Raw genomic sequence first — 24,149 nt, 5'->3', positions numbered from 1 at the left:
ACTTGGGGATTGCTAGCCGGCTCGTTCGCTGTGTCAAGGCGCCGCGCGGTGGAACCCCGCATGGTCTTCGGCTTTGTCTGTCGGTAGAATTCCAACCATTGCACCGCGCCCACGATGCTTTCCATGGTTTCCGTTGCTCGCATTGCCTGTCTCGGCCTTGCCTTGATGCTGACCATGCCCTTGTCCGGCGTGGCGGCGGAGCAGGCCTCCGACCGCGACGTTGCCGTGCCGGCTGATCCGAAGGATGGCGCGCGGCAGGATTCGCCGCAGGAGGCTGCGAAGCCGGCAGACGCTGCAGCAGAGGGCCCGGAGAACAAGACCGACGAGTCCAAGGAGAGCGGCACGCGCGAGGCGATCTGCCTGATGATCGAATCCGCAGCCAAGGCGAATGATCTGCCGCTCGAATTCTTCGCCCGCGTGATCTGGCAGGAGAGCCGCTTTCAGAGCGATGCAGTCGGGCCGGTCACGCGCAACGGCCAGCGCGCGCAGGGAATCGCCCAGTTCATGCCGGGCACGGCGAACGAGCGCCAATTGCTCGATCCGTTCGATCCGGTTCAGGCGCTGCCGAAGTCGGCGCAGTTTCTGGCCGAGCTGCGCGATCAGTTCGGCAATCTCGGGCTCGCGGCGGCGGCCTACAATGCGGGGCCGCGCCGGGTGCAGGACTGGCTCGCCGGCAAGGGGCAGATGCCCTGGGAGACCCGCAACTACGTCTCGGCGATCACCGGAGCCACGATCGATGAGTGGGCGGCCGCCGGCAACGGCGGCAAGACGCCGCCGAGCCCGCCGCCGACCTCGTGTCGTCAGCTGATGGCGATGTTGAAGCGCGCGCCGAATCCGTTCGTCACGGAGCTCGAGCAACATGTGGCGCTGTCGGCCGCGAAACCATGGGGCGTCCAGCTGGCTGCAGGCTTCGACCGCAACAAGGCGCTCGCGATGTATTCGCGGGCGATCAAGGGGCTCGGCCCGGTCATCGGCGACCGCGACCCCAGCCTGCTGTCGTCGGTAATGCGCTCGCGCGGCAACCGCGCCTTCTACCAGGTGCGGATCGGCGCCGAGACACGGGCCGAGGCCGACGCGCTCTGCAGTCGGATCCGCGGAGCCGGTGGTGCCTGCTTCGTGTTGCGCAATCGCTCCGGATAGCGCTGCCGCAGCATGGCGTGCGGGGGAATGGCTGCGCCGGACGCAGACCCGCGCGCGCCTGATGGCGGTTGACGCGCGCGGCTTTCGCCAGCCTTATCGCGGTTCGTTCCGCTGGGCCGCCCGTGACACTTCCTTCGCTCGATTCGCCGCAATGGCATGGTTCACTGCGCGCCTTCGGCTGGGGGCTGCGCGCGACGTCGGCGACCATCCTGTCGCTGGTGCTGTTCGTCACCTTCATCGGCATCGGCGCGCTCGCGCACGACACCCATTTCAGCATGCTCTGGGCGATCCTCTCTACCGCGCTGGTATGGGCCGGTCCGGCGCAGATCATCCTGGTCTCCACGCTCGGCTCCGGCCAGACCATTCTGCAATCGGCGATCGCGGTGACGATGAGCGCGATCCGGCTGTTTCCGATGGTGGTGGCGGTGCTGCCGCTGATCCGCTCGCCCCAGACCAAGCGGCGGCACCTGGTGCTGATCGCGCATTTCACTGCCGTGACGCTGTGGGTCGAATGCTATCGCTTCCTGCCGCATGTGCCGCGCGAGCGCCGCATCGCCTTCGTGCATGGGCTCGGCACCGGCCTAATGGGGATTGCGCTGATCGCGACGATCATCGGCTATCTTCTCGCCGCCAATCTGTCGCAGACCTTCGGCGCCGCGGTGCTCTTGCTGACGCCGCTGGCCTTCCTGTTCTCGACCCTGCGCAACGCCAGGGAGCTTGCCGACGTGCTCGCGCTCGGTCTTGGCCTCGTGCTGTATCCTCTGGCCGCCCAGCTCAACAGCGGCGTCGACATCCTGGTCAGCGGCGTCGTCGCCGGAACGCTCGCGTTCGGCGCGCACAAATGGCGCGAGCGGCGGGGGCTGGCATGAGCGACTTCATCGGCGATTGGCATGCGCTCGTGGTGCTGCTGGTGGCAGGCGTGATCCCCAACCAGATCTGGCGCCTGCTCGGACTTTGGTTCGGCAGCGGGCTCGACGAGGGCTCGGACCTGCTGATGTGGGTCAAGGCGGTCGCGACCGCCATCTTGGCGGGGGTCATCGCCCAGATCCTGGTGCAGCCGCCGGGCGCGCTCGCCAGCGTGCCGTGGGGCCTGCGCTACGGTGCCGTCGTTGCCGGCCTTGCGGCCTTCATGGCGACCCGTCGCTCGATCTTCGCCGGTGTCGTCTGCGGCGAGGCCGCGATGCTGGCCGGCAAATGGTGGCTCGGATGAGTTGCGCGATCTTGCGCGGCCGCAATTGCGGTGAGCCGAGGTTCGGATAGATTGCCGGGAAGACCTGAGGACTCCGCAATGACTGCTGATACCGATCTCCGCCCGGGCGAAGTCGCCATCGACGCGCCACAGCCGCGCGACGCCACGCTGTATTTCATCGGCCGTATCCGCACACCCTGGACCTCGCGTCTGGAGACGCCGCGGCAGGGCAGCTTCGAGGGGCCGGTGTGCCGGCTCGAGATCTTCGAGCCCTGGGTGCCGGCGCTGCAGGGCATCGATCGTTTCAGCCATCTCCAGGTGCTGTACTGGCTCAACCGGGCGCGCCGTGATCTCGTAAAGCAGAGCCCGCGCCATCATGATGGCGAGACCCGGGGCACCTTCGCGCTGCGCTCGCCGGTGCGTCCCAATCCGATCGGCGTGTCGACGGTCCGCTTCGTCGCGCTGGAGGGCAGCACCGTTCTGGTGCGCGGTCTCGACTGCCTCGACGAGACGCCGCTGATCGATCTGAAACCGGATCACTGCGTGTTCACGCCGGCGGCGGCTGGCAAGGATGACAAATAGGACCGACAGATCCGGATGTCGAAGGTGAACAAGCGGCCGCAGAAGACGGTGACGGCTCTGGATGCGATCACGGCGGACCTCGTCGCCGTGCTGGTGGCGGTGACCGACGGGCAGCCCAGGATCATGACGATCGAGCACGCTGCGGCGCTGCCGAGCGGACCGTTTCAGTTCGGGCACCGCTCGCTGCAGACCGGCCTGCGCGCCTGGGTCGAGGCCCAGACCGGCCATCCCCTGGGCTATGTCGAGCAGCTCTACACCTTCGCCGACCGTGGCCGTACCGGCGATCCCGACGCGCCGCACCGGATCTCCATCAGCTATCTCGGCCTGACCCGTGAGGAGGAGGGGCGCGAGGGCGCGGATGCGCAATGGTCATCCTGGTACGACTACTTCCCGTGGGAGGATCATCGCGACGGGCCGCCGGCGATCCTGGCCAAGATCATCGCGCCGAAGCTGAAAGCCTGGGCCCGATCCGCCGACGAGCCGACGCTGCAGAAGACCAGGTGGCGGCGCGCCGCCATCACCTTCGGCCTCGATGGCCGCGAGTGGAACGAGGAGCTGACGCTGCAGCGCTACGAGCTGCTGTATGAGGCGGGGCTGATCCCCGAGAGCGTGCGCGAAAAGGGAGGCGATCCGATCGTGCCGGGCCGCGCCATGACGGGTGATCACCGCCGCATTCTCGCCACCGGCATCGCGCGGCTGCGCGCCAAGATCAAATACCGGCCGGTCGTGTTCGAGTTGATGCCGGAAGAATTTACACTCCTGCAACTGCAACGCAGCGTCGAGGCCTTGGCAGGCCGGCTCGTCCACAAGCAGAACTTCCGCCGCCTCATCGAGCAGCAGGAACTCGTTGAAGAGACAGGCGCAATCGCTGCCGACACGATCGGTCGGCCGGCCAAGCTGTTTCGCTTCCGGCAGGGCGTTCTGGCCGAGCGGGCGGTGGTCGGAACCAAGCTGCCGCTCTCGCGGTCTTGATCGCCCGCTCTTGACAAGGCTTATGCTCAGGATAAGTATAAGGCATCTTATGCTCATGGAGAGTATAAATGGCCGATCTTGTCCTGCCCGCCGTCGCGCCGAATGCATCGCTTGCTGAGCGCCTGAGGCGGGTGATCCCGCCGCCGGAATGGGCTGTCTTCGAGGACGATGTCGAAGCCATCCTGGCGCTGAAGCGCCGGCGCAATGCCGTGGTGCTGGCGCACAACTATCAGACGCCCGAGATCTATCACGGCGTCGCCGACATCGTCGGCGACAGCCTGCTGCTGGCGCGCGAAGCGACCAAGGTCGATGCCGAGGTGATCGTGCTCGCCGGCGTCCACTTCATGGCGGAGACCGCCAAGCTGCTCAATCCCGACAAGACGGTGCTGATCCCCGACGTGGAGGCGGGCTGCTCATTGGCGGAGTCGATCACCGCCGCCGACGTCCGGCTGATGCGCGCGCGCCACCCGGGCGTGCCCGTGGTCGCCTATGTCAACACGTCGGTGGCCGTGAAGGCCGAGTCCGACGTCTGCTGCACGTCCGGCAACGCGCGCGCGGTCGTCGAGTCGCTCGGTGTCGATCACGTCATCATGCTGCCGGATGAATATCTCGCGCGCAACGTCGCCGCACAGACCAAGGTCAGGATCACGGCCTGGAAAGGGCATTGCGAGGTCCATGAGCGCTTCAGCGCCGATGACGTCCGCACGCTGCGCGACAACCATCCCGGGGTCACCGTGCTCGCGCATCCGGAGTGTCCGCCGGAGGTGGTGGCGGAGGCCGATTTCGCCGGCTCCACCGCGGCGATGTCGGACTTCGTCGGAGCAAGACGGCCGGTCCGGGTGGTGCTGCTCACGGAATGCTCGATGAGCGACAATGTCGCCGTGCTCCATCCCGACATCGAGTTCATCCGCCCCTGCAATCTGTGCCCGCACATGAAGCGGATCACGTTGAAGAACATCCGCCATGCGCTCGAGACCAATACGCACGAGGTCACGATCGATCCCGCGATGGCCGAGCGCGCGCGGCGCGCCGTGGAAAGGATGCTGGCATCATGAGCATCGATGTTTCGAAGTTGGCTGGCCGTCCCGTGATCATCGGCGGCGGAGCCGCAGGTCTGATGACGGCGCTTCAGCTCGCGCCCGAGCCCGTCGTGCTGCTGTCGAAGTCGCCGCTCGGCGCGGAGGCATCGAGCATGTGGGCGCAAGGCGGACTGGCCGCGGCGGTTGGCGATGACGATGATCCGTCGCTGCATCTGAAGGACACGCTCGCTGCCGGAGCGGGATTGTGCGACGAGTCCGCCGCGCGCCGTATCATCGATGCTGCGCCGGCCGCGGTCGAGCGCCTCGCCCAGCTCGGCGTCGCGTTCGACCGGCATGCGGATGGACGCTGGCGTCTGGGCCTGGAGGCCGCGCACAGCCGCAAGCGGATCGTGCATGCGACCGGCGACGGCACGGGACGCGAGATCATGCGCGCACTGATCGCGGCGGTCAGGCGATGTCCCTCGGTGACGCTTCTGGAGGGCGTCGAGGCGCGCCGGCTGATTGTCGACGACAACGCGATCCAGGGCGTGGTTGCGGTGCGCGGCGATGCGGCTCTGATCCTCGCCACGACACGCGTCGTGATCGCAACCGGCGGCATCGGCGGGCTGTTCCTCGACAGCACCAATCCCACCGGCTGCTTCGGCCAGGGGCTCGCGCTGGCGGCGCGGGCCGGGTCCGTGCTGTCCGATCTCGAATTCGTGCAGTTTCACCCCACCGCGTTTGACGGGCCCTCGCGGCCGCTGCCGCTTCTCACCGAGGCGATCCGCGGCGACGGTGCGGTGCTGATCGACGAGACCGGCACGCGCTTCATGGCCGACGAGCCGGGGGCCGAGCTGGCACCCCGCGACGTGGTGGCGCGCGCGGTGTGGCGGCGCCGCGCGCAGGGACACCGTGTGTTCCTCGATGCGCGCGACAAGCCGGGCAAGGATTTCGCCGCGCGCTATCCCGTGATCAGCGCCTTCTGCCGCATGGCGGGCATCGATCCCGCGCGCGATCCGATCCCGGTGCGGCCGGCCGTGCACTATCATATGGGCGGCATCGCTGTTGACGCGATGGGCCGCAGCACGGTCGAGGGCTTGTGGGCCTGTGGCGAGGCCAGCCGCACTGGCCTGCACGGCGCCAACCGGCTCGCCAGCAACTCGCTGATGGAAGCGATAGTCTGCGCGCAATGGGTGGCAGAAAGCGTGGCCGGCGCGCCGCAGCGTGCGGGCAAGCCGTGCGCGGTGGCGGTCATTCCGCCGGCGTCCGATCCGTCGGCCGTACGGCCGCTGCTGTCGCATGCGCTCGGCGTGATGCGCGAGCGCCGCACGATCGCGGCGGCCGTCAGCAGCCTGCTTCCGCTGGCGGAGCAGGCCGGGCCCGCGGCTGATCCTGCGCTGGTCGGCCTGATGCTCGCGGTCGCGGCGCATGCCCGTGAGGAGAGCCGCGGCGCGCATTTCCGCAGCGATCGTCCGGACACGCGGACCGTCGCGCAGCCGTCCAGCTTCACTCTGCCCGAGGCGATCACGGTTGCGCGCGACATCGTCGAGGCCGAGCAGACGCCGTTGAGGAGTGCAGTGCCATGAGTCTCAATCCTCTCTCGCCCTTGCTCTACGAGCCGCTGGTGCGCATGGCGCTGCTTGAGGATCTCGGCCGGGCCGGCGACATCACCACCGATGCCATCGTGCCGGCCGAGCAGCGCGCATCGCTGAAGCTGCGGGCGCGCCAGCACGGCGTGATCGCGGGCCTCGATGTGGCGCGCTGCGCCTTCCAGACCGTCTCGCCGGACGTGCGCCTGGAGGTCGTGCGGCCTGATGGCAGCGCCGCGGCGCCGGGAGACACGATCGCAACCATCAGCGGCCCGGCGCGGGCGCTGCTGACCGGCGAGCGCGTCGCGCTCAACTTCCTCTGCCACATCAGCGGCGTCGCTAGCGCGACGGCGTCGTTGGTTGCCGCGGTGAATGGGACCAAGGCGCAGATCGTCTGCACCCGCAAGACCACGCCGGGCCTGCGCGCGCTCGAGAAATATGCGGTGCGTGCCGGAGGCGGCGGCAATCACCGGTTCGGGCTCGATGACGCCGTCCTGATCAAGGACAACCACATCGCCATCGCCGGCGGCATCAAGGCTGCCATCACGCGCGCGAAGGCCCATGCCGGCCATCTCGTCAAGATCGAGGTCGAGGTCGACACCTTGGCGCAGCTCGAGCAGGCGCTGACGCTCGGCGTCGACGCGGTGCTGCTCGACAACATGACGCCGGCGGAGCTCGAAACCGCGGTGGGCATGATCGGCGGCAAGGCCATCGCCGAAGCCTCGGGCCGGATCACCGTGGAGACCGCGCCCGCGATCGCCGCGGCCGGCGTCGACCTGATCTCCGTCGGCTGGATCACGCATTCGTCGGCCGCGCTGGACATCGGGCTCGACGAGGCCTGATCAGCCCTTCAGCGCCGCAATCAGCTTCGCCGCGTTCTCCTCCAGCACCTTCGGATCTTCCTTGCGGCTCGCGGGCGGCAGCAGGGAATCGCCATTGTGGCGCGGCATGACGTGGACGTGCAGGTGGAACACCATCTGCCCGCCGGCATGCTCATTGAACTGCTGCACGGTGATGCCGTCGGCGGCGAACGCGGTCTTGGCCGCGCGCGCGATGGTCCGCACGGCACGGCCGACATGGAGGTAGTCCTCCTCGGTGATATCAAGGATGTTGCGGGCCGGCACCTTCGGGATCACCAGCGTATGCCCGGGGATGCGCGGCATGATGTCGAGGAACGCCAGCACGTGGTCGTTCTCGTAGACCTTGGTGCAGGGGAATTCGCCGCGCAGGATCTTTGCGAACGGATTGTTGGGATCGTAGGCGGTCATGGGCAGTCCCTTAAGCGGTTCTTCTTGGTGCGCCTTACTCTCACCGGCACGTGTCGCCGGTCAAGACGGCTCGTCCATGCCTTTCCGGAACGGTCCGGATTCGGCGAGCTCGCGGCCGGCCTGCTCGACATAGGCGCGCTCGCGCTTGAGATAGTCGTCGATGGCGCGGCGCAGGCCGCGGTCGGCGATGTAGTGGGCGGAGTAGGTGGTCTGCGGCAGGTAGCCGCGCGCGATCTTGTGCTCGCCCTGGGCGCCGGCCTCGACCACGGCAAGCTTGTGCTGGATCGCAAAGTCGATCGCCTGGTAGTAGCAGACCTCGAAATGCAGGAACGGGTGGTGCTCGATGGCGCCCCAGTTGCGCCCGAACAGCGTATCCGAGCCGATGAAGTTGATCGCACCGGCGATCCAGCGGCCGTCGCGCCTGGCCATCACCAGCAGCACGTCCTCAGCCATGGTCTCGCCGATCTGCGCGAAGAACTTGCGGGTCAGATACGGCCGGCCCCACTTCCGCGAGCCGGTCTCCATGTAGAACGCGAAGAACGCATCCCAGGCGTCCTCGGTGATGTCCTTGCCGGTCAGCCAGTGGATGGTGATGCCGGCGGCCAATGCGTCGCGCCGCTCGCGCTTGATCGCCTTGCGGTGGCGCGAATTCATCGTCGCCAGGAAATCGTCGAAGCTGGAAAAACCCTGATTGTGCCAGTGGAACTGCTGGTCGGTGCGCTGCAGGAAGCCCTGCGTGGCGAGCAGCTGCCACTCGGACTCCCGGGCGAAGGTGACATGGACCGAGGACGCCTCGCTGATCCCGCACAGCGCCTTGAGCCCCTGCGCAAGCGCATTGCCGATCAATTCCTGGTCCTGGTCGGCGCGGATCAAGAGCCGCGGCCCGGTCGCCGGCGTGAACGGGACCGACACCTGCAGCTTCGGATAATAGCGGCCGCCGGCGCGCTCATAGGCGTCGGCCCAGCCGCGGTCGAAGACGTATTCGCCCTGCGAATGGGACTTCAGATAGCACGGCACGACGCCGAGGATATCGTCGCCGATCTTCGCCACCAGATGGCGCGGCGCCCATCCGGTGCGCAGGGTGGCCGAGCCAGAGGCTTCGAGTGCTGAGAAAAACGCGTGTGAGATGAACGGATTGTAGCCGCGGCCGCAGGCGGGAGATGAGCCGGGACCAACGCGACCGCCGGGATTGGCGCAGGCATCCCATGCGGCCGCCGGGATCTCGCTGATCCCGGGAACGGCTTCGAGCGTGATCTCAGGCGATGCCATCGAGTCCTTGTCAAACCGGCCGGCACGGGACGCCCCGGCCGGGACGTTCCAGATGCCACGCCCTGAAGATCGTGCATCGCAGCAGCGAGTTCAAGGCCGGCGTCACGTCTCCGGCGTAAACCCTTCGAAGATCATCTGATCCGCGTAGCGGGCCGCAGCGGCGCGCTGCTCGGGGGTGCGGACGGTCCAGGTCAGCAGCGGGCAGCCGAACACATTGCGCGCGATCCAGGGGGCCGGCGCAGGCAGCTGGTCGACCCAATAGGCGACGAAATGCGGCTGGCTGCTGAAGCCGTGCTTCAGATGCAGCATGCTGTCGCGCTGCGCCTGGGTCAGCTTGGCCCAATAGCCGTCCTCGTAGCTGCGCTGCGCGACGATGCCGCGCGTCAGCTTCGGCATGGTCTCGCGCAAGGCACGGACCTGGTCCGGATCGAACGACATCCCGACCACCGGCCCGGAGTAGGACGCCAGCACCTCGGCCATGCGCCGGACCAGACGGCGATCGCCCTGGAACGTGCTCTTGACCTCGACGACCAGCGGCACGCGTCCGGCGATCAGGTTGCAGAGGTCGCCGAGCGTCATCATCTGCTCGTCGGTCTGCTTGAACTTGATCGCTTTCAGCTCTGCCGCGGTCTTCTCGATCAGCGGGCCGGTGCCCTCGGTGAGGCGTCCGAGATCATAGTCGTGATGCACCATGGCCTCGCCATCGGCCGACAGCTGGATGTCGCATTCGATGGCGAAGTTGCCGGCCACGGCGCCGCGTGCGGCGGCCGGCATGTTCTCGATGATGCCGCTGACAGCATCGTGAAGGCCGCGATGGGCGACGGGGCGGGCCGTCAGCCAGTCAGGTGCGCGCATTCGCCCCGTCCATTGTCTTCAACTTCGAACTCACTCAACCTCGAACACGCCTTCGACTTCCACCGCCGCATCGGACGGCAGGGCCGAGACGCCGACGGTGGTGCGGGCGTGGCGGCCCTTGTCGCCGAAGGCGGCGACCATCAGGTCGGAGGCGCCGTTGAGCACCTTCGGTCCGTCGAGGAAATCCGGCGCCGAATTGACGAAGCCGCCGAGCCGGACCACGCGCACGACCTTGTCGAGATCGCCGACCGCCGCCTTCACCTGCGCCAGCAGGTTGACGCCGCAGCCCTTCGCGGCCGCGTAGCCGTCCTCGATCGACACGCCGCCGCCAAGCTTGCCGGAAGCGATCATCTTGCCGTCGCCGCCGAGGCAGACTTGGCCCGACACGAACAGCAGATTGCCAGTGCGCACGAACGGGACGTAATTGGCCACCGGTGCCTTTGGTGCCGGCAGTGTGATGCCCTGTGCCGCCAGGTTCTGTTCGACCGTACCCGCCATCTCAAATCCCCGTTCTGTCGCCTGAAAGCCGGTCCCGTGCCGGACCGCGGCCCTGTTTGGCGCAGTTGCCAGTGACATGCAAGCTGCCAGCACCGACGCGATTCCGGCGCTTTAAGCGCACGTTTCCGTGAGACAGCCGCAGTTGCGACGCAATGCAGCGGTCTCTAATGTGACGGTTTAGCGATACGTCCTCCGAGGAAAACTCATGGCTCATTCGTTTCGACTGTCGATGGGAGCGCTCGCCGTCGCGGCGATCACGTTCGGTCCGGCGCAGGCCGGGGCGGCGGTGCCGTTCCTGCCGCATCAGGCGCTCTACGACCTGAGCCTGGTCAAGTCGCGCGGTTCGAGCCCGGTCAACAGCGCGCGCGGCCGCATCCTCTACAATTTCTCCGGCAACGCCTGCGACGGCTACACTTCGGAATTCCGCCAGGTCTCGGAGCTCGATCTCGGGGAGGGCAAGGTGACCCTGAGCGACCTGCGGTCCACCGCATGGGAGGACGGCGCCGGGAAGAGCTACCGCTTCAAGATCGACTCGCGCATGAACGAGCAGGCCTCCAGCCCGGTCGACGGTATCGCCGAGCGCACCGGCGATCACATCACCGTCAAGCTCAAGCAGCCCGAGGCGAAGACCTTCACGCTCGACGGCTCGACCGTTTTTCCGACCGAGCAGATTCATCGCATCATCGCCGCCGCGCGCGAGGGCAAGTCGCTGCTCGAGCTGACGGTCTATGACGGCTCGGACAATGGCGAGAAGGTCTACAACACGCTGACCGTGATCGGTGCGCCCGTGCCGGCCGACAAGGCCGCCGCCAAGCCCGACGCCTCGACCGACAATGACGAGATGAAGAAGATGACGCGGTGGCCGGTGACGGTCAGCTATTATGACCGCGACGCGAAGCGGGCCGAGGGCGAGCAGACGCCGGTCTACGCGATGTCGTTCGAGCTCTACGAGAACGGCGTCTCGCGCGCGCTCGTGCTCGACTACAATGATTTCGTCATCGCCGGCGCGCTCGGCAAGTTCGACGTCAAGGACGTGAAGGACGGCAAGCCCTGCAGCAATTGACCGGGGCGTCATTCGGTCTGCTCCGGGCCGTCATAGGCGATGCCGCGGATCACCGCGGCCTGGCCGAACTTCTTGCGTAGCGCATCGATCGCGCGCTCGGCCGAGGCCGAGCGGCGGTCGAGCATGTCGGTGTCGGAGGCCTCCGAGCCCGGGCGCAACGCGCTGACGCCTGTGCCCATCAGCCGGAACGCCGTGCCGTCGGTCTCGCGCGCCAGCATCTCCTTGCAGATTGCGAAGATCTTGCCGGCGAGCTGCGTCGGCGCCGCGATCGATTGCGAGCGCGTTCGTTGACGGAAGTCCGCGGTCTTCAGCTTCAGCGTGATGGTCGACCCGGCGAGCTGGCTCGCCTTCAGCCGTGCCGACACCTTCTCCGACAGCCGCCACAGGGTCTTTTCCAGGGTCACGTAGTCGCGGATGTCGGTGTCGAAGGTGGTTTCGCTCGAGATCGTCTTGGCGCCGCGGTCGGCCACCACCTTGCGGTCGTCGATGCCGCGCGCCAGCCGCCACAGCCTGCGGCCGTCGCCGCCGAACTGCTTCATCAGCTCGATCTCGTCGGCGCGCTGCAGGTCGGCGATGGTGCGGAAGCCCTGGTTCGCCAGCCGTTGCTGGGTCGCCGGACCGACGCCGAAGATGAAGCCGACCGGCTTGTCGGCCAGCATCATCAGTGCTTCCTCCTGGTCGAGCGCGGCAAAGCCGCGCGGCTTGTCGAGATCCGAGGCGATCTTGGCCAGGAACTTGTTGCAGGACAGCCCGACAGACACCGTGATGCCGATGGTCTGCTCGACGTCGCGGGCGAAGCGCGCCAGCACCTTGGCCGGGATCATGCCGTGGACGCGCGCGGTACCGGAGAGGTCGAGGAACGCCTCGTCGATCGACAGCGGCTCGACCAGCGGCGTCAGCGCCTGCATCGCCTGCCGGACCTCACGCCCGACGCGGACATATTTCGCCATGTCCGGGGGAATCACGGCCGCCGAGGGACACAGCTCCAGCGCCTTGAACATCGGCATCGCCGAGCGCACGCCATAGGTGCGGGCGATGTAGCAGGCCGCCGACACCACGCCGCGCTTGCCGCCCCCGATGATGACGGGCCGGTCGGCGACCTCTGGATTGTCGCGCTTCTCGACGGTTGCATAGAACGCGTCACAGTCGATATGGGCCAGGGTCAGCGCGGGCAGGGCGCGATGGCGGACGAGGCGCGGCGAGCCGCAGGCGGAACAGCGGCGCGCGCCATCGTCGAGGTCCGTCAGGCAGTCGCGGCAGAAGCAGGTCGGCCCGCTGACCGCGCGCGACCCGCTCGCTGGCGCTGCTTCGGTCACGGCACGTCGCGCTCCCACTGCCGGTCGCCCAATACCTGCCGCGCGGCCATGATATTGGTGGGATGTAACTTGGAGTGGGCGGCAAAAGCCTTTACCGTCTCGTCATCGCGCAGCACGAAATCGAGCACGCTGACCAGGAAATTGGGGTCGGCGGCCGAGGATCGCAGCGTCTCCGGCCCGATCCCGGTCTCGGCCAGGAAACGGCCCAGCCGCTCCGGTTCGCCGGCCAGGAAGCCGAGGGCCTGAACTGCAACGATTTCAGCGACTTCGCGCGGATTTCGAACGGGCTTTTTCAACGGCGGATTTGCCTTTCCGTTAACTTGTCGGCTCTACTTTGCGCCCATCATGCCCGAGTCTTCGGAATGGGTTCAAGCAAGTGGAAACCATCTCGGGGAAAGATGGAATCCCACCTTAACGGGTTTGAACGAATCTGGGGCTAGTTTGAATTAGATGAGTAGCGGTGGACAGTCGTCCGCCAGAGGACATGCCGGTGTCAGTGATTCGGAGGGGCGGATGGGCAAGACCGTCCTGATCGTGGAAGACAATGAGCTCAACATGAAGCTCTTCCGCGATCTGTTGGAAGCCCACGGGTACCAGACCTCCGGTACGTCCAGCGGCGTGGAGGCGCTCGACATCGTGCGCCGGACCCGCCCCGATCTGATCCTGATGGACATCCAGCTGCCGCAGGTCTCGGGCCTGGAAGTGACGAAATGGATCAAGGACGATCCGGATTTGCGTGCCATCCCGGTGGTGGCAGTGACGGCCTTTGCGATGAAGGGCGACGAGGAGCGCATCCGCGAGGGTGGCTGCGAAGCCTATCTTTCCAAGCCGATCTCGGTCGGAAAATTCATTGAAACGGTACGCCGCTTTATCGGCTAAGGAGTTTCTGCAGTGTCCGCGCGTATCCTCGTCGTCGACGACGTCCCGGCCAACGTCAAGCTGTTGGAGGCGCGGCTGTCGGCCGAATATTTCGACGTGCTGACCGCCGCGAACGGCGCCGAGGCGCTGCAGATCTGCCAGCGCGCCGAATGCGACATCATCCTGCTCGACGTCATGATGCCGGACATGGATGGATTCGAGGTCTGCCGCCGGCTGAAGTCGAATCCGGCCACGCATTTCATTCCGGTCGTCATGGTGACGGCGCTCGACAGCCCGTCCGACCGCGTGCGCGGCCTGGAGGCCGGTGCCGACGACTTCCTCACCAAGCCCGTCTCCGACGTCGTGCTGATCGCGCGCGTACGCTCGCTGACGCGGCTGAAGATGATGACCGACGAGCTGCGCATGCGCGCGCTGACCTCGCTCGAGATCGGCGTGCAGGCGCCCGAGCGCAACGCGGTCGCCGACGCCGGCAAGGGCGGGCGGGTGCTGCTGGTCGACGACCGGCCGTCGTCCTACGAGCGGCTCGGGCCGATGCTGGCGACCGAGCATTCCATCGACGTCGAGACCAATCCCGCCGAGGCCGTGTTCAACGCCGCCGAGGGCAATTACGACCTCGTCATCGTCTCGCTCGACCTCAACGATTTCGACGGCCTCAGGCTGTGCAGCCAGTTGCGCTCGCTGGAGCGCACGCGCCACGTGCCGATCCTGGCGATCGCCGATGCGGAAAACAATTCGCGGCTGCTGCGCGGGCTGGAGATCGGCGTCAACGACTATCTGCTGCGCCCTGTCGACAAGAACGAGCTGCTGGCGCGCGCCCGCACCCAGATCCGCAAGCGCCGCTACACCGACCATCTGCGCGACAACGTCCAGAACTCGATCGAGATGGCGATCACCGACGCGCTGACGGGCCTTCACAACCGCCGCTACATGGAGACGCATCTTTCGACCTTGGCCGACCAGGCCGCGAGCCGCGGCAAGCCGCTGGCGCTGATGATGCTCGACATCGACTACTTCAAGTCGATCAACGACAATTACGGCCATGATGCCGGCGACGACGTGCTGCGCGAGTTCGCGATGCGCGTGCGCAAGTCGATCCGCGGCATCGATCTCGCCTGCCGCTATGGCGGCGAGGAGTTCGTGATCGTGATGCCCGAGACCGACCTCCACGTCGCCGGCATGGTCGCCGAGCGGCTGCGGCGCTCGGTCGCCAACGAGCCGTTCGCCGTGCACAAGGGCGAGAAGCGCATCGAGGTCACGGTCTCGATCGGGCTGTCGACCCTGGAGCAGAAGGGCGAGCCGATTGCCGACGTCATGAAGCGCGCCGACAATGCGCTGTACCGGGCCAAGAACGAGGGCCGCAACCGCGCGGTGGCGATCGCCCCGGTCCATCAGCCGACCTTCCTGCCGCAGGCCGCCGGCCGCGGCCGCTAGAGGGGCAGGGGGGCTGCGCTCTCTTCGTCCTCGGCTGAAGTTGCCGCGCATCTGTCCAACGCCCTCCATCTGCCATCGAGCGATTCCGGGCCTCGTGCTTCGAGACGCGCCGCAAGCGGCGCTCCTCAGCATGAGGTTGAGAGCTTCGCCAAGATCTCTCCAGCATCCCTCCGAGATCACGCCAAAACCACGAACCTCGTCCTGAGGGCACGCCGCAGGCGTGCGTCTCGAAGGACGGCCGCGGGGCTGATGCATCCTCGCGAGGAAGACGTGCTCCATCGCGTCGGAATGCTCCGTTCACGTGTGCTTTCCGTTCAGACATGACCAATCGTCCTCGCGGCGCATCCGCGCCCGAGCTTTGCCATTCAAAACCCTCTTCGAGAACAGAGGGCGCAGGGAAGGCCGGGTGCTGGTCGCACCCATGGTCCGCGTGCAGAAAGAAAGCACGCGGCAGAACCACAGGTACGGACCGGACATCCGGCCCTCCCTGCGCGATGGCTTTACGGCTTACTCCGTGCTCTCCCCGGGGACCGGCGTTCTTGCCCCCGTCACCGGCGCGCTTCGTCGCAGCGCCCGCTTGGCCTCAGCGTCGGGAGGCCAGGACCACACGGCTTCACCGTGCGCATCAGGATGTTCGTCCGCGCGGATCAACCACGCTGCACCCCGACACGCCCACCGCAGCCCACCTCACGCTCGTGACGATCGCGATGCGCCCCTCATGGCGAGGTGGGATGGGCGACGTGTAGCATGATTTTCGGAAAAACGAAACATGAATCTGATCGGTGACGGCGGATCAAGGTGATCCGCTTGAAGCGATTGAATAAATGAGTTTTTCGGCGCAGGGCGTCCGGCGATGCCTGTTCGCACGAGACGGCAGCCTTAGCTTTCGACGAGGATGGGTCGGCCGAACTGCCGACGTGCTAGGATCCGGCCGAAAGTTCGGAAGAATGACATGACAGTGGCGTGGTGGATTTTCATGATCGTGTCGCTCGGATCGATCCCGCTCGCGTCGGCGATGGCGGTCGAGCGCGATCGATCGCCCCGACGATGGTTGTGGGCTGCCGCGATTGTAGGGCCGTTGGCGCCGCTGGTTCTGCTGATTCTCGGCGGCGCGCCGATTGAAGTTGGGGCCAACTAAGCTCGGAGGCAAGCATGAGGCTGTTCTACGTAGGCGTCCTGACTGGGGTTCTGACGTTCTGTGGGGTGATGGCGCTCCAGTCTAATGGTGTTCAGATCAGCGTGCCGATGATCGGCGTTCTGGGAGGCGTTTTGTCATTGTTGGCCAAAGCCATCGTGGATCGTTTCATGGCGGCCCCCAGCCCGTAGTCCGCACTTCGCAGAGCAGATCAGTAGGGGGGGATTAGTGAAGCGTGATGCGCCGCCTTGTCTTCCCGTGAAATGGCGGACTACGCTGGCGCTAATCCGCCCTACGACACTTCGTAAGCTCATCACTTCGAAGTACTCGCGTCAGAGATGCGCCGTCATGCGGAACAGCTCTTGATTTTATCCGATGTTGGTGGTATCCAGGTCTCATGAGCACATCGATCCGCATCGTCAACTTCGACCACATGACCGGCTTCGGCCGGGCCATGGAAGGAGTCGCGCGCTAGGAGATCGACGACGCGATGTTCTCACCAGGCCCCGCCGGCATCGGACGGGGCCTTTTGTTTGGCCACGCTCCCTGCCGGCACAACAGCAGGAGCGCAGGATGCCACCCCACCAGACCAACTCGACGATCGACGCCGGGCGCGTGTCAGGGCTCACCGTCGATCTCTCGATCGCCTCGGTCCAAATCGCCTCAGTCAAAGACGCGATCAGCAGCGTGCAGCCATCGACGCAGTCCATGACCTCCATCGCAGCCTTGCGAGACGCGTTGTCGGAAAAGGACGCGGCCGGTCCGCCGGCCAGGCCGACCTGGCTGATCATCCGCCTGATCGGCCGATGCTGGCGTGCCATTCAAGCATGGCAATGCCGCGAGCGCGTGCGGGCAAGCCTCTACGAGCTGAGCGAACGCGAGCTCACCGATATCGGCATCACGCGCGCCGAGATCGAGCACATCGCCGCGCTGCAGACGCTCGACAGGTTGAGGGATGATCCATATCCGGGCGGCGTCTCGCGTCGGGGAATGTAGTCGATCGCGGGCGTGGCGACCGCGGCGACAGTCGACCAAGAGCACAAGATGATCGCCGCGACGTCATTGCGAGCGTCAGCGAAGCAATCCAGGGTCCCGCACACGACTCTGGATTGCTTCGCTGCGCTCGCAATGACGGCGGTGAGATCGCGCTTCTCTCCGGACACCATTCTGCCGGAAACGTCGTGTGCGCGGAGTTTGGCAGAACGCAAGCCTCGCATAGGTGCTCATCTGCGAGCGCAGGAACTACATGCCTTGATCCGGCGCAATCTCCATGGTACATGCAGATCATGATCAACGTCGTGCGCAATTCCAACCGTAAACATACGACCCGCCGCAGCCGGGCCGTGGGAGGAGTCGTGCGCTAGGTTTTCGACGACACGATCATTCCACCAGGCCCCGCCGGCATCGGACGGGGCCTTTTGTTTGGCCACGCTCCCTGCCGGCACCACGCAGCAGGAGCATCCGATGCCACCCCAGAGCCACCTCACTGCCGAGATCGCGCGCAATGCCGCCACGCGCGATCGTCCTCTCACATTGCTGAAGAACGCGGCGCACCAGGTGCCAGCCGCGCCGCGTCCAGACGCATCCGTCACGGTGCTGCGCGACGCATTGTCGGAAAAGAATGCGGCGGGGCCGCCAGGCCTCACGGCTCCGGGACTGTTCGGCCTGTTCGCAGGCTATTGGCTGGCGTTCCAGGAGAGCCGCCGGCGCCGGATGATGAGACTGCATCTGCGGGACCTGAGCGAGGCGCAACTGGTGGATATTGGCCTGACGCAAGGCGATCTCGACCATATCGCGGCTCACCGCGCGCTCGATCGCCTCAGGCACGACATGGCAAATGTCATGATGTCCCGCGGCGTGATGTAGCTGCGGACCGGCCAGCGCGAACGGATCTCTCGGCAGGGCGGATCAGCGTGTGATCTGCCCTGGCGATGCCGTGCGCGCGTTCTGTTGCAATGACGGAGGATGGTGCGCGTGGGCGGCTGGCGATGCTCACGCTCGGCCGCCTTTCGCGCTATCATCGTCGGCGACGTTGATGGGATGGAACGACGAATGACACGACACATCGGCATCGTCGGCTGCTCCGCCGAGGGCGCGGCGCTCTGCTATCGCACGATCTGCAGGGAGGGTGCCGACCTGCTCGGGCCGCATGCCCATCCCGAGGTGTCGATGCACACGCCGTCGCTCGCCGACTACGTGGCCTGCCTCGATCGCGGCGATCTCGATGGCGTCGCCGAGCTGATGCTGACCTCGGCGCACAAGCTCGCTGCGGCTGGCGCGGATTTCCTGATCTGTCCCGACAACACCATCCACCAGGCGTTGCCGCTCGTGCTGCCATGCTCACCGCTGCCGTGGCTGCACATCGCCGACGAGGTGGCCAAGGAGGCGGTCAGGAGAGGCTACAGGCGTATCGGCATCACCGGCACGACATGGCTCGTCGACAGCAATGTCTATCCGGACAGCCTGATGGCACACGGATTGGCGTTCGCGCGTCCCGAGGAGGCCGATCGCGTCGAAGCCAACCGCATCATCATGGATGAGCTCGTCTACGGGCGGTTCGAGCCGCCCTCCGTCGCGACCTTTCAGAAGATCATCGCACGGTTGAAAGGTGATGGCTGCGACGCCGTCGCACTCGGCTGCACCGAGATTCCGCTGATCATCGACGATGCCAACTCGCCTCTGCCGACGTTGGATTCGACGCGTCTGCTCGCGCGTGCTGCGCTGGCGCGGGCGATGTCCGGCGCCGGCTGAGAATTGCGGCAAGGCGCTGATCGTTCAAAGCAGGATGTGCAGGCCGCATTGGCTGCGATGCTCGCCATCCGGTCTTCGGACGCACAGTTCCGTCGGAACCCCCTTGGGCGGGAAACGTTTGTTTCAGCCCAAGAAGGAGCACCCAATGAAGAAGCTGATGTTTGCGGTTGCCGTGTCGCTGTCCGTTCTGCCGTCATTCGCCATGGCCCAGGGCCATATGGGGACGCCGCAGGAGCAGAAGGCGTGCGCGCCGGATGCCAAGCGCTTCTGCCGCAGTCAGCTCGGCGATGACTTCGCAGTTCAGAACTGTCTGACGCAGAACCGGACCAAGCTGAGCAAGCGCTGCTCGGCGGTGTTCCAGAGCCACGGGATGTAGCACGCCCGGTGCGTCGGCCCGGTTCAGTGCAACGTCGTCCGCCGTTCCTGCGACGCGGAGGAATGGCGGGTGATGCTCACGCTGACGCGCCCGACGCGCCGGCTGAACTGGGTCAGGCCGCGCGCACCTTGCGCAGGAATGTCTCCAGCTCGTCCTTGAGGTGATCACTCTCGCGCGACAGCGAATGCGCCGACGCCAGCACCTGCGATGACGCGGTGCCGGTGGCGCTGGCGCCCTTGCTGACGTCGCCGATGTTGCTGGCGACGCGGGTCGTACCGCCGGCGACCTCCTGCACGTTGCGCGAGATCTGCCCTGTGGCGGCGCCCTGCTGCTCGACGGCCGCGGCGATGCCGGCGGCGATCTCCGAGATCTGCTGGATGGTGCCGCCGATCTGCTTGATCGAGGCGACCGAGGACTGCGTCGCGCTCTGGATGCCTTCGATCTGCTGGCCGATCTCCTCGGTGGCTTTCGCGGTCTGCGACGCCAGCGCCTTGACCTCGGAGGCGACCACCGCGAAGCCGCGGCCGGCGTCGCCGGCGCGCGCCGCCTCGATGGTGGCGTTCAGCGCCAGCAGGTTGGTCTGGGCGGCGATCGAGGTGATCAGCTTGAGCACGTCGCCGATGCGCTCGGCGGTGCGCGACAGCTCGCTGATGCCGACATCGGTCTGCTCGATCTGGCGAACGGCCTCCTTGGCGATGGTGGTCGATTCCCTGACCTGCCGCCCGATCTCATGCACCGAGGAGGTCATCTCCTCGGCGGCCGAGGCGACCGACTGCACGTTGGTCGAGACCTGGCCCGAGGCCGAGGCCGCGCTGGCCGACAAATGCTGGGTCTGCTCGGCGGTCTTGGTCAGCGTGTTGGCCGAGACCTCGAGCGTGCGCGCGTCGGCATGGACCTTGTTGATGATCTGGCCGACGGTGGATTCGAACTCGTCGGCCATGCGCTGCATGGCGGCGTGCTGCTCGGTCTTGGCCGCATCGAGATAGACCGAGATGGCGAGATCCATGTCGATCATCGCCGCCTTGGTGATCGCAGCCTGCAGCGCGGCCTTCTTCTCGCGCGCCGCCTGGCCGCCGAACCAGCCGTCCGCGATCTCCGTCTCGATCGCCTTCTGCAGCCCGGTCACGATCAGCGAATAGCCGGCGATGTACCAGCGCGGCTCCAGCCCCATCCGGTTGTGGGCCTCGCCGATCCGGGTCACCGATTTCACATAGGCATCGTCGAACTTCGCGGTCGCCAGCGACATCCAGTGATCGTGCTGGGCCTGCTTGGCGTGCCGCATCGTGGCCGGGCTGGAGAACATCTTGGCGAGATGCGGGACCTTGCCGACATGGGCATAGAACTGGTCCAGCAGGCCGGGCAGCACCTTGCCGATCAGCGGCCGCAGCTCCCGCAGCGCCTCCCGGGTCGCATGGTCGATGCCGATGAAATCGAGCCGGGATTGCAAAGTCTGAAGATCGGTCATCGCTGGTCTGCCGGTAAGATAAGGAGGGAGACGCTACTGAGGGTGCGCCGCTACCCCAAATCGCACGGGTTTGGTTGATGGCTCCTTAAGTCGGGAACCGGATTCAGCCGCGGCCCATGGACCGATCAGATGGGAGATGGCCCGTGCCGCAGGAGTGGAGGCATCGGCCCAATAAAAAACGGGGCCGAAACGGCCCCGTTGAAGTCGCAGCAGACCGCGATCTTACTTGATCTTGGCTTCGCGGAATTCGACGTGCTTGCGCGCGACCGGGTCGTACTTCTTCTTGACCATCTTATCGGTCATGGTGCGCGAGTTCTTCTTGGCGACGTAATAGAAGCCGGTGTCGGCCGACGACACGAGCTTGACCTTGATGGTGACCGCCTTGGCCATGTCTTGAACCTCTGGAATCGGGGATAGGGTGGGCACCGGCCAAAGAGGGGGCGCCGTTGGCCGGCAACCTACCCAGCCAGCCCCCAAAGTCAAGGTTTGAGGGCCAGATTCTGGGGTGCCTAGGCCGGGAAGAAGCGGTTTTTCGGCCGGGGCAGGCCGAGATTGTCCCGCAGGGTCGGTCCCTCATACTCCGTCCGGAAGATCCCGCGGCGCTGCAGCTCGGGAATCACCTTGTCGACGAAATCGTCGAGCCCTGCCGGCAGGAATGGGAACATGATGTTGAAGCCGTCCGACCCACGGCTTTCCAGCCACTCCTGCATCTGGTCGGCGATCGTCGCAGGCGTGCCGACGAAGGACAGACCGCCGTAGCCGCCGACCCGCTGCGCCAGTTGCCGCACCGTGAGCTTGTCGCGGGCGGCGACATCGACTAGGCGCTGGCGGCCGCTCTTGGAGGCGTTGGTCTCGGGAATCGGCGGCAGCGGGCCATCGGGATCGAAGCCGGAGGCGTCGGTGCCGAGGATGACCGAGAGCGAGGCGATGGCGCTGTCGTCATGCACCTTGCTGTCGAGCAAAGCGCGCTTCTCCTTGGCCTCGTCGACGCTGTCGCCGACCACGACGAAGGCACCGGGCAGGATCTTCAGATGCTCCGGATCGCGGCCGACCTTTTCCATGCGGCCCTTGATGTCGGCATAGAGTGTCTTTCCATCCGCGAGGCCGCCGCCGCCGGTGAACACGGCCTCGGCCGTCTCCGCCGCGAGCTGCTTGCCGTCCTCCGAGGCGCCGGCCTGTACGATCACCGGCCAGCCCTGCACCGGGCGGGCGATGTTGAGCGGTCCGCGGACTTTCAGATATTTGCCCTTGTGATCGAGCACATGCATCTTCGCAGGGTCGAAGAACAGCCCGCTCTCGACATCGCGCACGAAGGCATCGTCAGCGAAGGAATCCCACAGGCCGGTGACGACGTCGTAGAACTCGCGGGCGCGCTTGTAGCGCTCGGCGTGCTCCATGTGATCGTCGAGGCCGAAATTCAGCGCGGCATCCGGGTTCGACGTGGTGACGATATTCCAGCCGGCGCGCCCGCCGGAAATGTGGTCGAGCGAGGCAAAGCGGCGGGCGACGTGATAGGGCTCGTCGAAGGTGGTCGATCCCGTGGCGATCAGGCCGATGTTCTCGGTGACGGCCGACAGCGCCGAGAGTAGCGTGAAAGGCTCGAACGACGTCACGGTGTGGCTGCGCTTCAGCGCGTTGATCGGCATGTTCAGCACGGCGAGATGATCGGCCATGAAGAAGGCATCGAACTTGCCGGCCTCGAGCTTGCGGATCAGTTGCTTGAGATGCGCGAAGTTGAAATTCGCGTCCGGCCAGGCGCCGGGATAGCGCCACGCGCCGGTGTGGATGGAGACCGGGCGCATGAAGGCGCCGAGCTTGAGTTGACGAGGGGCCATGTGGGGGCGTCCGGGATGATTGCTCTCGTCAGCAGATAGGAACTCGGCTGATGCGTGTCAGCCACCCGCCGCAGAACACGATTTCGTTTTTGGTGGCGGATGGAGCACGCACATTCCAAGGTGAGCCACGCCGTCGATCAAACCAACAGTGTCGTCCCGGCGAACGCCGGGATCCATACTCCGTGAAGGGCATGGGAGGCACAGTCTCCGCCATCGGGGCCGATCGAGAGATTCCGCGGTATGGGCCGCGTTCGCCGGGACGACACCTTTGTCCGCTCGCTGCGACCAGCACCCGTAGCACGGGTGGACGGCGCCGGCGCCTTTCACATCCGTCGCGAGGGAGTATTCGAAATGTCAGGACGGCTCAATATCACCTCAGGCTATACGTTCGAGGACGTCTACGGCTATGCACGCGCCGTCCGCGTCGGCAACCACGTCTTCGTCTCCTGGACGACCGCGCGCGGTTCTGATCTGGATTGTGATGTCTTCGCTCAGGCGCAAAGCGTGATCGGCATCATCGCCGAAGCCCTGCAGACGACGGGAGCGGAGCTCCGTCACGTGGTGCGGACGGTCGTGTACGTGACTAACATGGCGGACATCGACGCCGTTGCCCGCGCGCATGGCGAAGCGTTCGGCGCGGTTCGGCCGGCCAGCACGCTGGTGATGGTCGCGGGTCTCACGCCCGCGAACGCCCGGGTCGAAATCGAGGCGACCGCAATCATCCACGATGGATGATCGAATACGCTGCGTTCACCCGCCCAGCACGTCCTTCTGCATCTTGCCGCCATAGAAATGGAAGAAAGGCACGTCAGCGTCGTGGCGCAGCGGCCCGGTGGCGAGGCGGCGGTCGAGCTCGTGGAGCACGTTCTTGGTCATCGGATGCAGATCGGCGAGCGGTCTGGAGCCAAGCTCGACCCAGACCAGCTCGACCAGCTCGGCATCGGCATGGATCACGCCCTCGACACGATGGGTGATGGCGGAGGCATCGGCGGTGAAGAAGCGGGTGTCGAAGCGCTTGATGCGGCCGGGCGGGGTGATGGCGCGGGCGATCAGGAACAGGCCGGACGGATCGGGCAGCAGGCCGGCGTCGGCGAACGGCGCCCATGGCCCGTCCAGTTTCGGCGCGGGGCCGCCGACCTTGCGTCCGAGACAGAGACCGGTTTCCTCACAGGCCTCGCGGATCGCGGCGACGGCGAGCGACTTCGCGCGCGAGGCCGTCGTCTGCGGCTTGCCCTTGAACAGATTGGCTTCGAGCTCCGCCGGCATCGGCGCTGCCACGGGAATGCGATGATCGGTCTTGTCGACGCGGCCGCCGGGGAAGACGAACTTGCCCGGCATGAACACGACCTTGTCGTGGCGCTTGCCGACCAGCACCTTCGGCACCGCGCCGCTGCGGTCGACCAGGATCAAGGTCGCAGCATCGCGTGGCTTGGTGTAGGGATGATGGTCCGCTTCCTTCTCGGCGGGCTTGCCCGCCGGCGCGCTGCTCGCCTGTGCCGTATCGCTCATGTCCTCCC

The 24,149-nt window shown here is 66.2% G+C and carries 28 protein-coding genes; 18 read left to right on the top strand and 10 right to left on the bottom strand.

Annotation, left to right across the window (positions count from 1 at the left end; genetic code table 11):
* Nucleotides 1-123 precede the first annotated feature (123 nt).
* The 8 genes from ACQR1F_RS08105 (at nt 124) to nadC (ending at nt 7,333) form a co-directional block, all read left to right on the top strand.
* Entirely contained in the window at nt 124-1,140 is a 1,017-nt protein-coding gene (locus ACQR1F_RS08105) for a transglycosylase SLT domain-containing protein (RefSeq protein WP_410051455.1), read from the top strand.
* 122 nt (nt 1,141-1,262) lie between these two features.
* Nucleotides 1,263-2,009, top strand: a complete 747-nt coding sequence (locus ACQR1F_RS08100; RefSeq protein WP_434912786.1) for an AzlC family ABC transporter permease — start codon at nt 1,263-1,265, stop codon at nt 2,007-2,009.
* The gene (locus ACQR1F_RS08095) at nt 2,006-2,350 is read left to right on the top strand and encodes an AzlD domain-containing protein (protein WP_315804125.1); all 345 of its coding nucleotides are present in this window, start codon (nt 2,006-2,008) and stop codon (nt 2,348-2,350) included. Before ACQR1F_RS08100 ends, ACQR1F_RS08095 begins: the two co-directional genes overlap by 4 nt.
* Nucleotides 2,351-2,428: 78 nt before the next feature.
* Nucleotides 2,429-2,911: a tRNA (N6-threonylcarbamoyladenosine(37)-N6)-methyltransferase TrmO gene (tsaA, locus tag ACQR1F_RS08090; RefSeq protein WP_434899363.1), complete on the top strand. Its 483-nt coding sequence runs from the start codon at nt 2,429-2,431 to the stop codon at nt 2,909-2,911.
* A 15-nt stretch (nt 2,912-2,926) separates the two neighbouring features.
* Entirely contained in the window at nt 2,927-3,883 is a 957-nt protein-coding gene (locus tag ACQR1F_RS08085; protein WP_315804123.1) for an NUDIX hydrolase, read from the top strand.
* Nucleotides 3,884-3,951: 68 nt separating this feature from the next.
* A complete protein-coding gene (gene nadA, locus ACQR1F_RS08080) occupies nt 3,952-4,938 on the top strand; it encodes a quinolinate synthase NadA (RefSeq protein WP_316181838.1) in 987 nt (328 codons plus the stop codon).
* Entirely contained in the window at nt 4,935-6,488 is a 1,554-nt protein-coding gene (locus ACQR1F_RS08075) for an L-aspartate oxidase (protein WP_434912785.1), read from the top strand. Before nadA ends, ACQR1F_RS08075 begins: the two co-directional genes overlap by 4 nt.
* Nucleotides 6,485-7,333 carry a carboxylating nicotinate-nucleotide diphosphorylase gene (nadC, locus tag ACQR1F_RS08070; protein ID WP_434912784.1) on the top strand — a complete coding sequence of 283 codons (849 nt, stop codon included), beginning with the start codon at nt 6,485-6,487 and terminating at the stop codon, nt 7,331-7,333. The genes ACQR1F_RS08075 and nadC overlap by 4 nt, the downstream gene beginning before the upstream one ends.
* Here the strand turns inward: nadC and ACQR1F_RS08065 are convergent, their stop codons facing one another.
* The 4 genes from ACQR1F_RS08065 to ACQR1F_RS08050 all read right to left on the bottom strand — a co-directional run bounded on the left by ACQR1F_RS08065 (nt 7,334) and on the right by ACQR1F_RS08050 (nt 10,381).
* Nucleotides 7,334-7,759, bottom strand: a complete 426-nt coding sequence (locus ACQR1F_RS08065) for an HIT family protein (protein WP_434912783.1) — start codon at nt 7,757-7,759, stop codon at nt 7,334-7,336.
* Between the two features lie 60 nt (nt 7,760-7,819).
* Entirely contained in the window at nt 7,820-9,028 is a 1,209-nt protein-coding gene (locus ACQR1F_RS08060) for a GNAT family N-acetyltransferase (RefSeq protein WP_434912782.1), read from the bottom strand.
* A gap of 102 nt (nt 9,029-9,130) precedes the next feature.
* The gene (locus ACQR1F_RS08055) at nt 9,131-9,883 is read right to left on the bottom strand and encodes a glycerophosphodiester phosphodiesterase (RefSeq protein WP_316237479.1); all 753 of its coding nucleotides are present in this window, start codon (nt 9,881-9,883) and stop codon (nt 9,131-9,133) included.
* A gap of 30 nt (nt 9,884-9,913) precedes the next feature.
* Nucleotides 9,914-10,381, bottom strand: a complete 468-nt coding sequence (locus ACQR1F_RS08050; RefSeq protein ID WP_315804116.1) for a RidA family protein — start codon at nt 10,379-10,381, stop codon at nt 9,914-9,916.
* 205 nt (nt 10,382-10,586) lie between these two features.
* Here ACQR1F_RS08050 and ACQR1F_RS08045 point away from each other — a divergent pair, with 205 nt between their 5' ends.
* The gene (locus ACQR1F_RS08045) at nt 10,587-11,444 is read left to right on the top strand and encodes a cell envelope integrity EipB family protein (RefSeq protein WP_315804115.1); all 858 of its coding nucleotides are present in this window, start codon (nt 10,587-10,589) and stop codon (nt 11,442-11,444) included.
* Between the two features lie 8 nt (nt 11,445-11,452).
* Here the strand turns inward: ACQR1F_RS08045 and ACQR1F_RS08040 are convergent, their stop codons facing one another.
* Nucleotides 11,453-12,760: a DNA polymerase IV gene (locus ACQR1F_RS08040; protein WP_434838267.1), complete on the bottom strand. Its 1,308-nt coding sequence runs from the start codon at nt 12,758-12,760 to the stop codon at nt 11,453-11,455.
* The gene (locus tag ACQR1F_RS08035; protein ID WP_315718395.1) at nt 12,757-13,056 is read right to left on the bottom strand and encodes a DUF3572 domain-containing protein; all 300 of its coding nucleotides are present in this window, start codon (nt 13,054-13,056) and stop codon (nt 12,757-12,759) included. Before ACQR1F_RS08035 ends, ACQR1F_RS08040 begins: the two co-directional genes overlap by 4 nt.
* A gap of 217 nt (nt 13,057-13,273) precedes the next feature.
* Here ACQR1F_RS08035 and ACQR1F_RS08030 point away from each other — a divergent pair, with 217 nt between their 5' ends.
* From ACQR1F_RS08030 to ACQR1F_RS07995, 8 genes are all read left to right on the top strand, one after another.
* Nucleotides 13,274-13,639, top strand: coding sequence for a response regulator (locus ACQR1F_RS08030; protein WP_008964019.1), 366 nt, complete (start codon nt 13,274-13,276; stop codon nt 13,637-13,639).
* A 12-nt stretch (nt 13,640-13,651) separates the two neighbouring features.
* Nucleotides 13,652-15,070 carry a PleD family two-component system response regulator gene (locus ACQR1F_RS08025; protein WP_316181848.1) on the top strand — a complete coding sequence of 473 codons (1,419 nt, stop codon included), beginning with the start codon at nt 13,652-13,654 and terminating at the stop codon, nt 15,068-15,070.
* Between the two features lie 952 nt (nt 15,071-16,022).
* Complete coding sequence (locus ACQR1F_RS08020) at nt 16,023-16,208, top strand: hypothetical protein (RefSeq protein WP_434838266.1); 186 nt, start codon at nt 16,023-16,025, stop codon at nt 16,206-16,208.
* A 14-nt stretch (nt 16,209-16,222) separates the two neighbouring features.
* Nucleotides 16,223-16,396, top strand: coding sequence for a hypothetical protein (locus ACQR1F_RS08015; protein WP_434838265.1), 174 nt, complete (start codon nt 16,223-16,225; stop codon nt 16,394-16,396).
* A 382-nt stretch (nt 16,397-16,778) separates the two neighbouring features.
* The gene (locus tag ACQR1F_RS08010) at nt 16,779-17,201 is read left to right on the top strand and encodes a DUF1127 domain-containing protein (RefSeq protein WP_434838264.1); all 423 of its coding nucleotides are present in this window, start codon (nt 16,779-16,781) and stop codon (nt 17,199-17,201) included.
* A gap of 468 nt (nt 17,202-17,669) precedes the next feature.
* Nucleotides 17,670-18,071 (top strand): DUF1127 domain-containing protein, encoded by a 402-nt coding sequence (locus ACQR1F_RS08005; RefSeq protein WP_315804109.1) that lies wholly within the window; start codon nt 17,670-17,672, stop codon nt 18,069-18,071.
* A 186-nt stretch (nt 18,072-18,257) separates the two neighbouring features.
* Nucleotides 18,258-18,956 carry an aspartate/glutamate racemase family protein gene (locus ACQR1F_RS08000; protein ID WP_316237476.1) on the top strand — a complete coding sequence of 233 codons (699 nt, stop codon included), beginning with the start codon at nt 18,258-18,260 and terminating at the stop codon, nt 18,954-18,956.
* Between the two features lie 145 nt (nt 18,957-19,101).
* Nucleotides 19,102-19,332, top strand: coding sequence for a hypothetical protein (locus tag ACQR1F_RS07995; protein WP_315804107.1), 231 nt, complete (start codon nt 19,102-19,104; stop codon nt 19,330-19,332).
* 112 nt (nt 19,333-19,444) lie between these two features.
* Here ACQR1F_RS07995 and ACQR1F_RS07990 read toward each other — a convergent pair whose 3' ends face one another.
* The 3 genes from ACQR1F_RS07990 to ACQR1F_RS07980 all read right to left on the bottom strand — a co-directional run bounded on the left by ACQR1F_RS07990 (nt 19,445) and on the right by ACQR1F_RS07980 (nt 22,632).
* A complete protein-coding gene (locus ACQR1F_RS07990; protein WP_316237475.1) occupies nt 19,445-20,797 on the bottom strand; it encodes a globin-coupled sensor protein in 1,353 nt (450 codons plus the stop codon).
* Between the two features lie 222 nt (nt 20,798-21,019).
* Nucleotides 21,020-21,187 (bottom strand): 50S ribosomal protein L33, encoded by a 168-nt coding sequence (gene rpmG, locus ACQR1F_RS07985; protein WP_006611239.1) that lies wholly within the window; start codon nt 21,185-21,187, stop codon nt 21,020-21,022.
* A 119-nt stretch (nt 21,188-21,306) separates the two neighbouring features.
* Complete coding sequence (locus tag ACQR1F_RS07980; RefSeq protein ID WP_434912781.1) at nt 21,307-22,632, bottom strand: LLM class flavin-dependent oxidoreductase; 1,326 nt, start codon at nt 22,630-22,632, stop codon at nt 21,307-21,309.
* Nucleotides 22,633-22,983: 351 nt separating this feature from the next.
* Between ACQR1F_RS07980 and ACQR1F_RS07975 the strand changes: the two genes are divergently transcribed.
* Nucleotides 22,984-23,367: a Rid family hydrolase gene (locus ACQR1F_RS07975; protein ID WP_434912780.1), complete on the top strand. Its 384-nt coding sequence runs from the start codon at nt 22,984-22,986 to the stop codon at nt 23,365-23,367.
* A 15-nt stretch (nt 23,368-23,382) separates the two neighbouring features.
* Here ACQR1F_RS07975 and ACQR1F_RS07970 read toward each other — a convergent pair whose 3' ends face one another.
* Entirely contained in the window at nt 23,383-24,141 is a 759-nt protein-coding gene (locus tag ACQR1F_RS07970) for an NUDIX hydrolase (protein ID WP_434882456.1), read from the bottom strand.
* Nucleotides 24,142-24,149: the final 8 nt, after the last annotated feature.

This window comes from Bradyrhizobium sp. HKCCYLS3013 (genome assembly GCF_051167615.1).
Lineage (GTDB): Bacteria > Pseudomonadota > Alphaproteobacteria > Rhizobiales > Xanthobacteraceae > Bradyrhizobium.
The sequence above is the reverse complement of the archived record's forward strand: the minus strand, read 5'-3'. Positions and strand labels throughout refer to the sequence as shown.

Excerpts from the sequence above, each read along its gene's own strand:
- ACQR1F_RS08105 (WP_410051455.1), top strand. The coding sequence starts at position 124 with ATGGTTTCCGTTGCTCGCATTGCCTGTCTCGGCCTTGCCTTGATGCTG.
- ACQR1F_RS08050 (WP_315804116.1), bottom strand. The coding sequence starts at position 10,381 with ATGGCGGGTACGGTCGAACAGAACCTGGCGGCACAGGGCATCACACTG.
- ACQR1F_RS07990 (WP_316237475.1), bottom strand. The coding sequence starts at position 20,797 with ATGACCGATCTTCAGACTTTGCAATCCCGGCTCGATTTCATCGGCATC.
- ACQR1F_RS08005 (WP_315804109.1), top strand. The coding sequence starts at position 17,670 with ATGCCACCCCAGAGCCACCTCACTGCCGAGATCGCGCGCAATGCCGCC.
- ACQR1F_RS08060 (WP_434912782.1), bottom strand. The coding sequence starts at position 9,028 with ATGGCATCGCCTGAGATCACGCTCGAAGCCGTTCCCGGGATCAGCGAG.
- ACQR1F_RS08015 (WP_434838265.1), top strand. The coding sequence starts at position 16,223 with ATGAGGCTGTTCTACGTAGGCGTCCTGACTGGGGTTCTGACGTTCTGT.
- ACQR1F_RS07995 (WP_315804107.1), top strand. The coding sequence starts at position 19,102 with ATGAAGAAGCTGATGTTTGCGGTTGCCGTGTCGCTGTCCGTTCTGCCG.
- nadC (WP_434912784.1), top strand. The coding sequence starts at position 6,485 with ATGAGTCTCAATCCTCTCTCGCCCTTGCTCTACGAGCCGCTGGTGCGC.
- ACQR1F_RS08055 (WP_316237479.1), bottom strand. The coding sequence starts at position 9,883 with ATGCGCGCACCTGACTGGCTGACGGCCCGCCCCGTCGCCCATCGCGGC.
- ACQR1F_RS08065 (WP_434912783.1), bottom strand. The coding sequence starts at position 7,759 with ATGACCGCCTACGATCCCAACAATCCGTTCGCAAAGATCCTGCGCGGC.
- ACQR1F_RS08010 (WP_434838264.1), top strand. The coding sequence starts at position 16,779 with ATGCCACCCCACCAGACCAACTCGACGATCGACGCCGGGCGCGTGTCA.
- ACQR1F_RS07980 (WP_434912781.1), bottom strand. The coding sequence starts at position 22,632 with ATGGCCCCTCGTCAACTCAAGCTCGGCGCCTTCATGCGCCCGGTCTCC.
- rpmG (WP_006611239.1), bottom strand. The coding sequence starts at position 21,187 with ATGGCCAAGGCGGTCACCATCAAGGTCAAGCTCGTGTCGTCGGCCGAC.
- ACQR1F_RS08000 (WP_316237476.1), top strand. The coding sequence starts at position 18,258 with ATGACACGACACATCGGCATCGTCGGCTGCTCCGCCGAGGGCGCGGCG.
- ACQR1F_RS08095 (WP_315804125.1), top strand. The coding sequence starts at position 2,006 with ATGAGCGACTTCATCGGCGATTGGCATGCGCTCGTGGTGCTGCTGGTG.
- nadA (WP_316181838.1), top strand. The coding sequence starts at position 3,952 with ATGGCCGATCTTGTCCTGCCCGCCGTCGCGCCGAATGCATCGCTTGCT.
- ACQR1F_RS08020 (WP_434838266.1), top strand. The coding sequence starts at position 16,023 with ATGACAGTGGCGTGGTGGATTTTCATGATCGTGTCGCTCGGATCGATC.
- ACQR1F_RS08075 (WP_434912785.1), top strand. The coding sequence starts at position 4,935 with ATGAGCATCGATGTTTCGAAGTTGGCTGGCCGTCCCGTGATCATCGGC.
- tsaA (WP_434899363.1), top strand. The coding sequence starts at position 2,429 with ATGACTGCTGATACCGATCTCCGCCCGGGCGAAGTCGCCATCGACGCG.
- ACQR1F_RS07975 (WP_434912780.1), top strand. The coding sequence starts at position 22,984 with ATGTCAGGACGGCTCAATATCACCTCAGGCTATACGTTCGAGGACGTC.
- ACQR1F_RS08045 (WP_315804115.1), top strand. The coding sequence starts at position 10,587 with ATGGCTCATTCGTTTCGACTGTCGATGGGAGCGCTCGCCGTCGCGGCG.
- ACQR1F_RS07970 (WP_434882456.1), bottom strand. The coding sequence starts at position 24,141 with ATGAGCGATACGGCACAGGCGAGCAGCGCGCCGGCGGGCAAGCCCGCC.
- ACQR1F_RS08085 (WP_315804123.1), top strand. The coding sequence starts at position 2,927 with ATGTCGAAGGTGAACAAGCGGCCGCAGAAGACGGTGACGGCTCTGGAT.
- ACQR1F_RS08030 (WP_008964019.1), top strand. The coding sequence starts at position 13,274 with ATGGGCAAGACCGTCCTGATCGTGGAAGACAATGAGCTCAACATGAAG.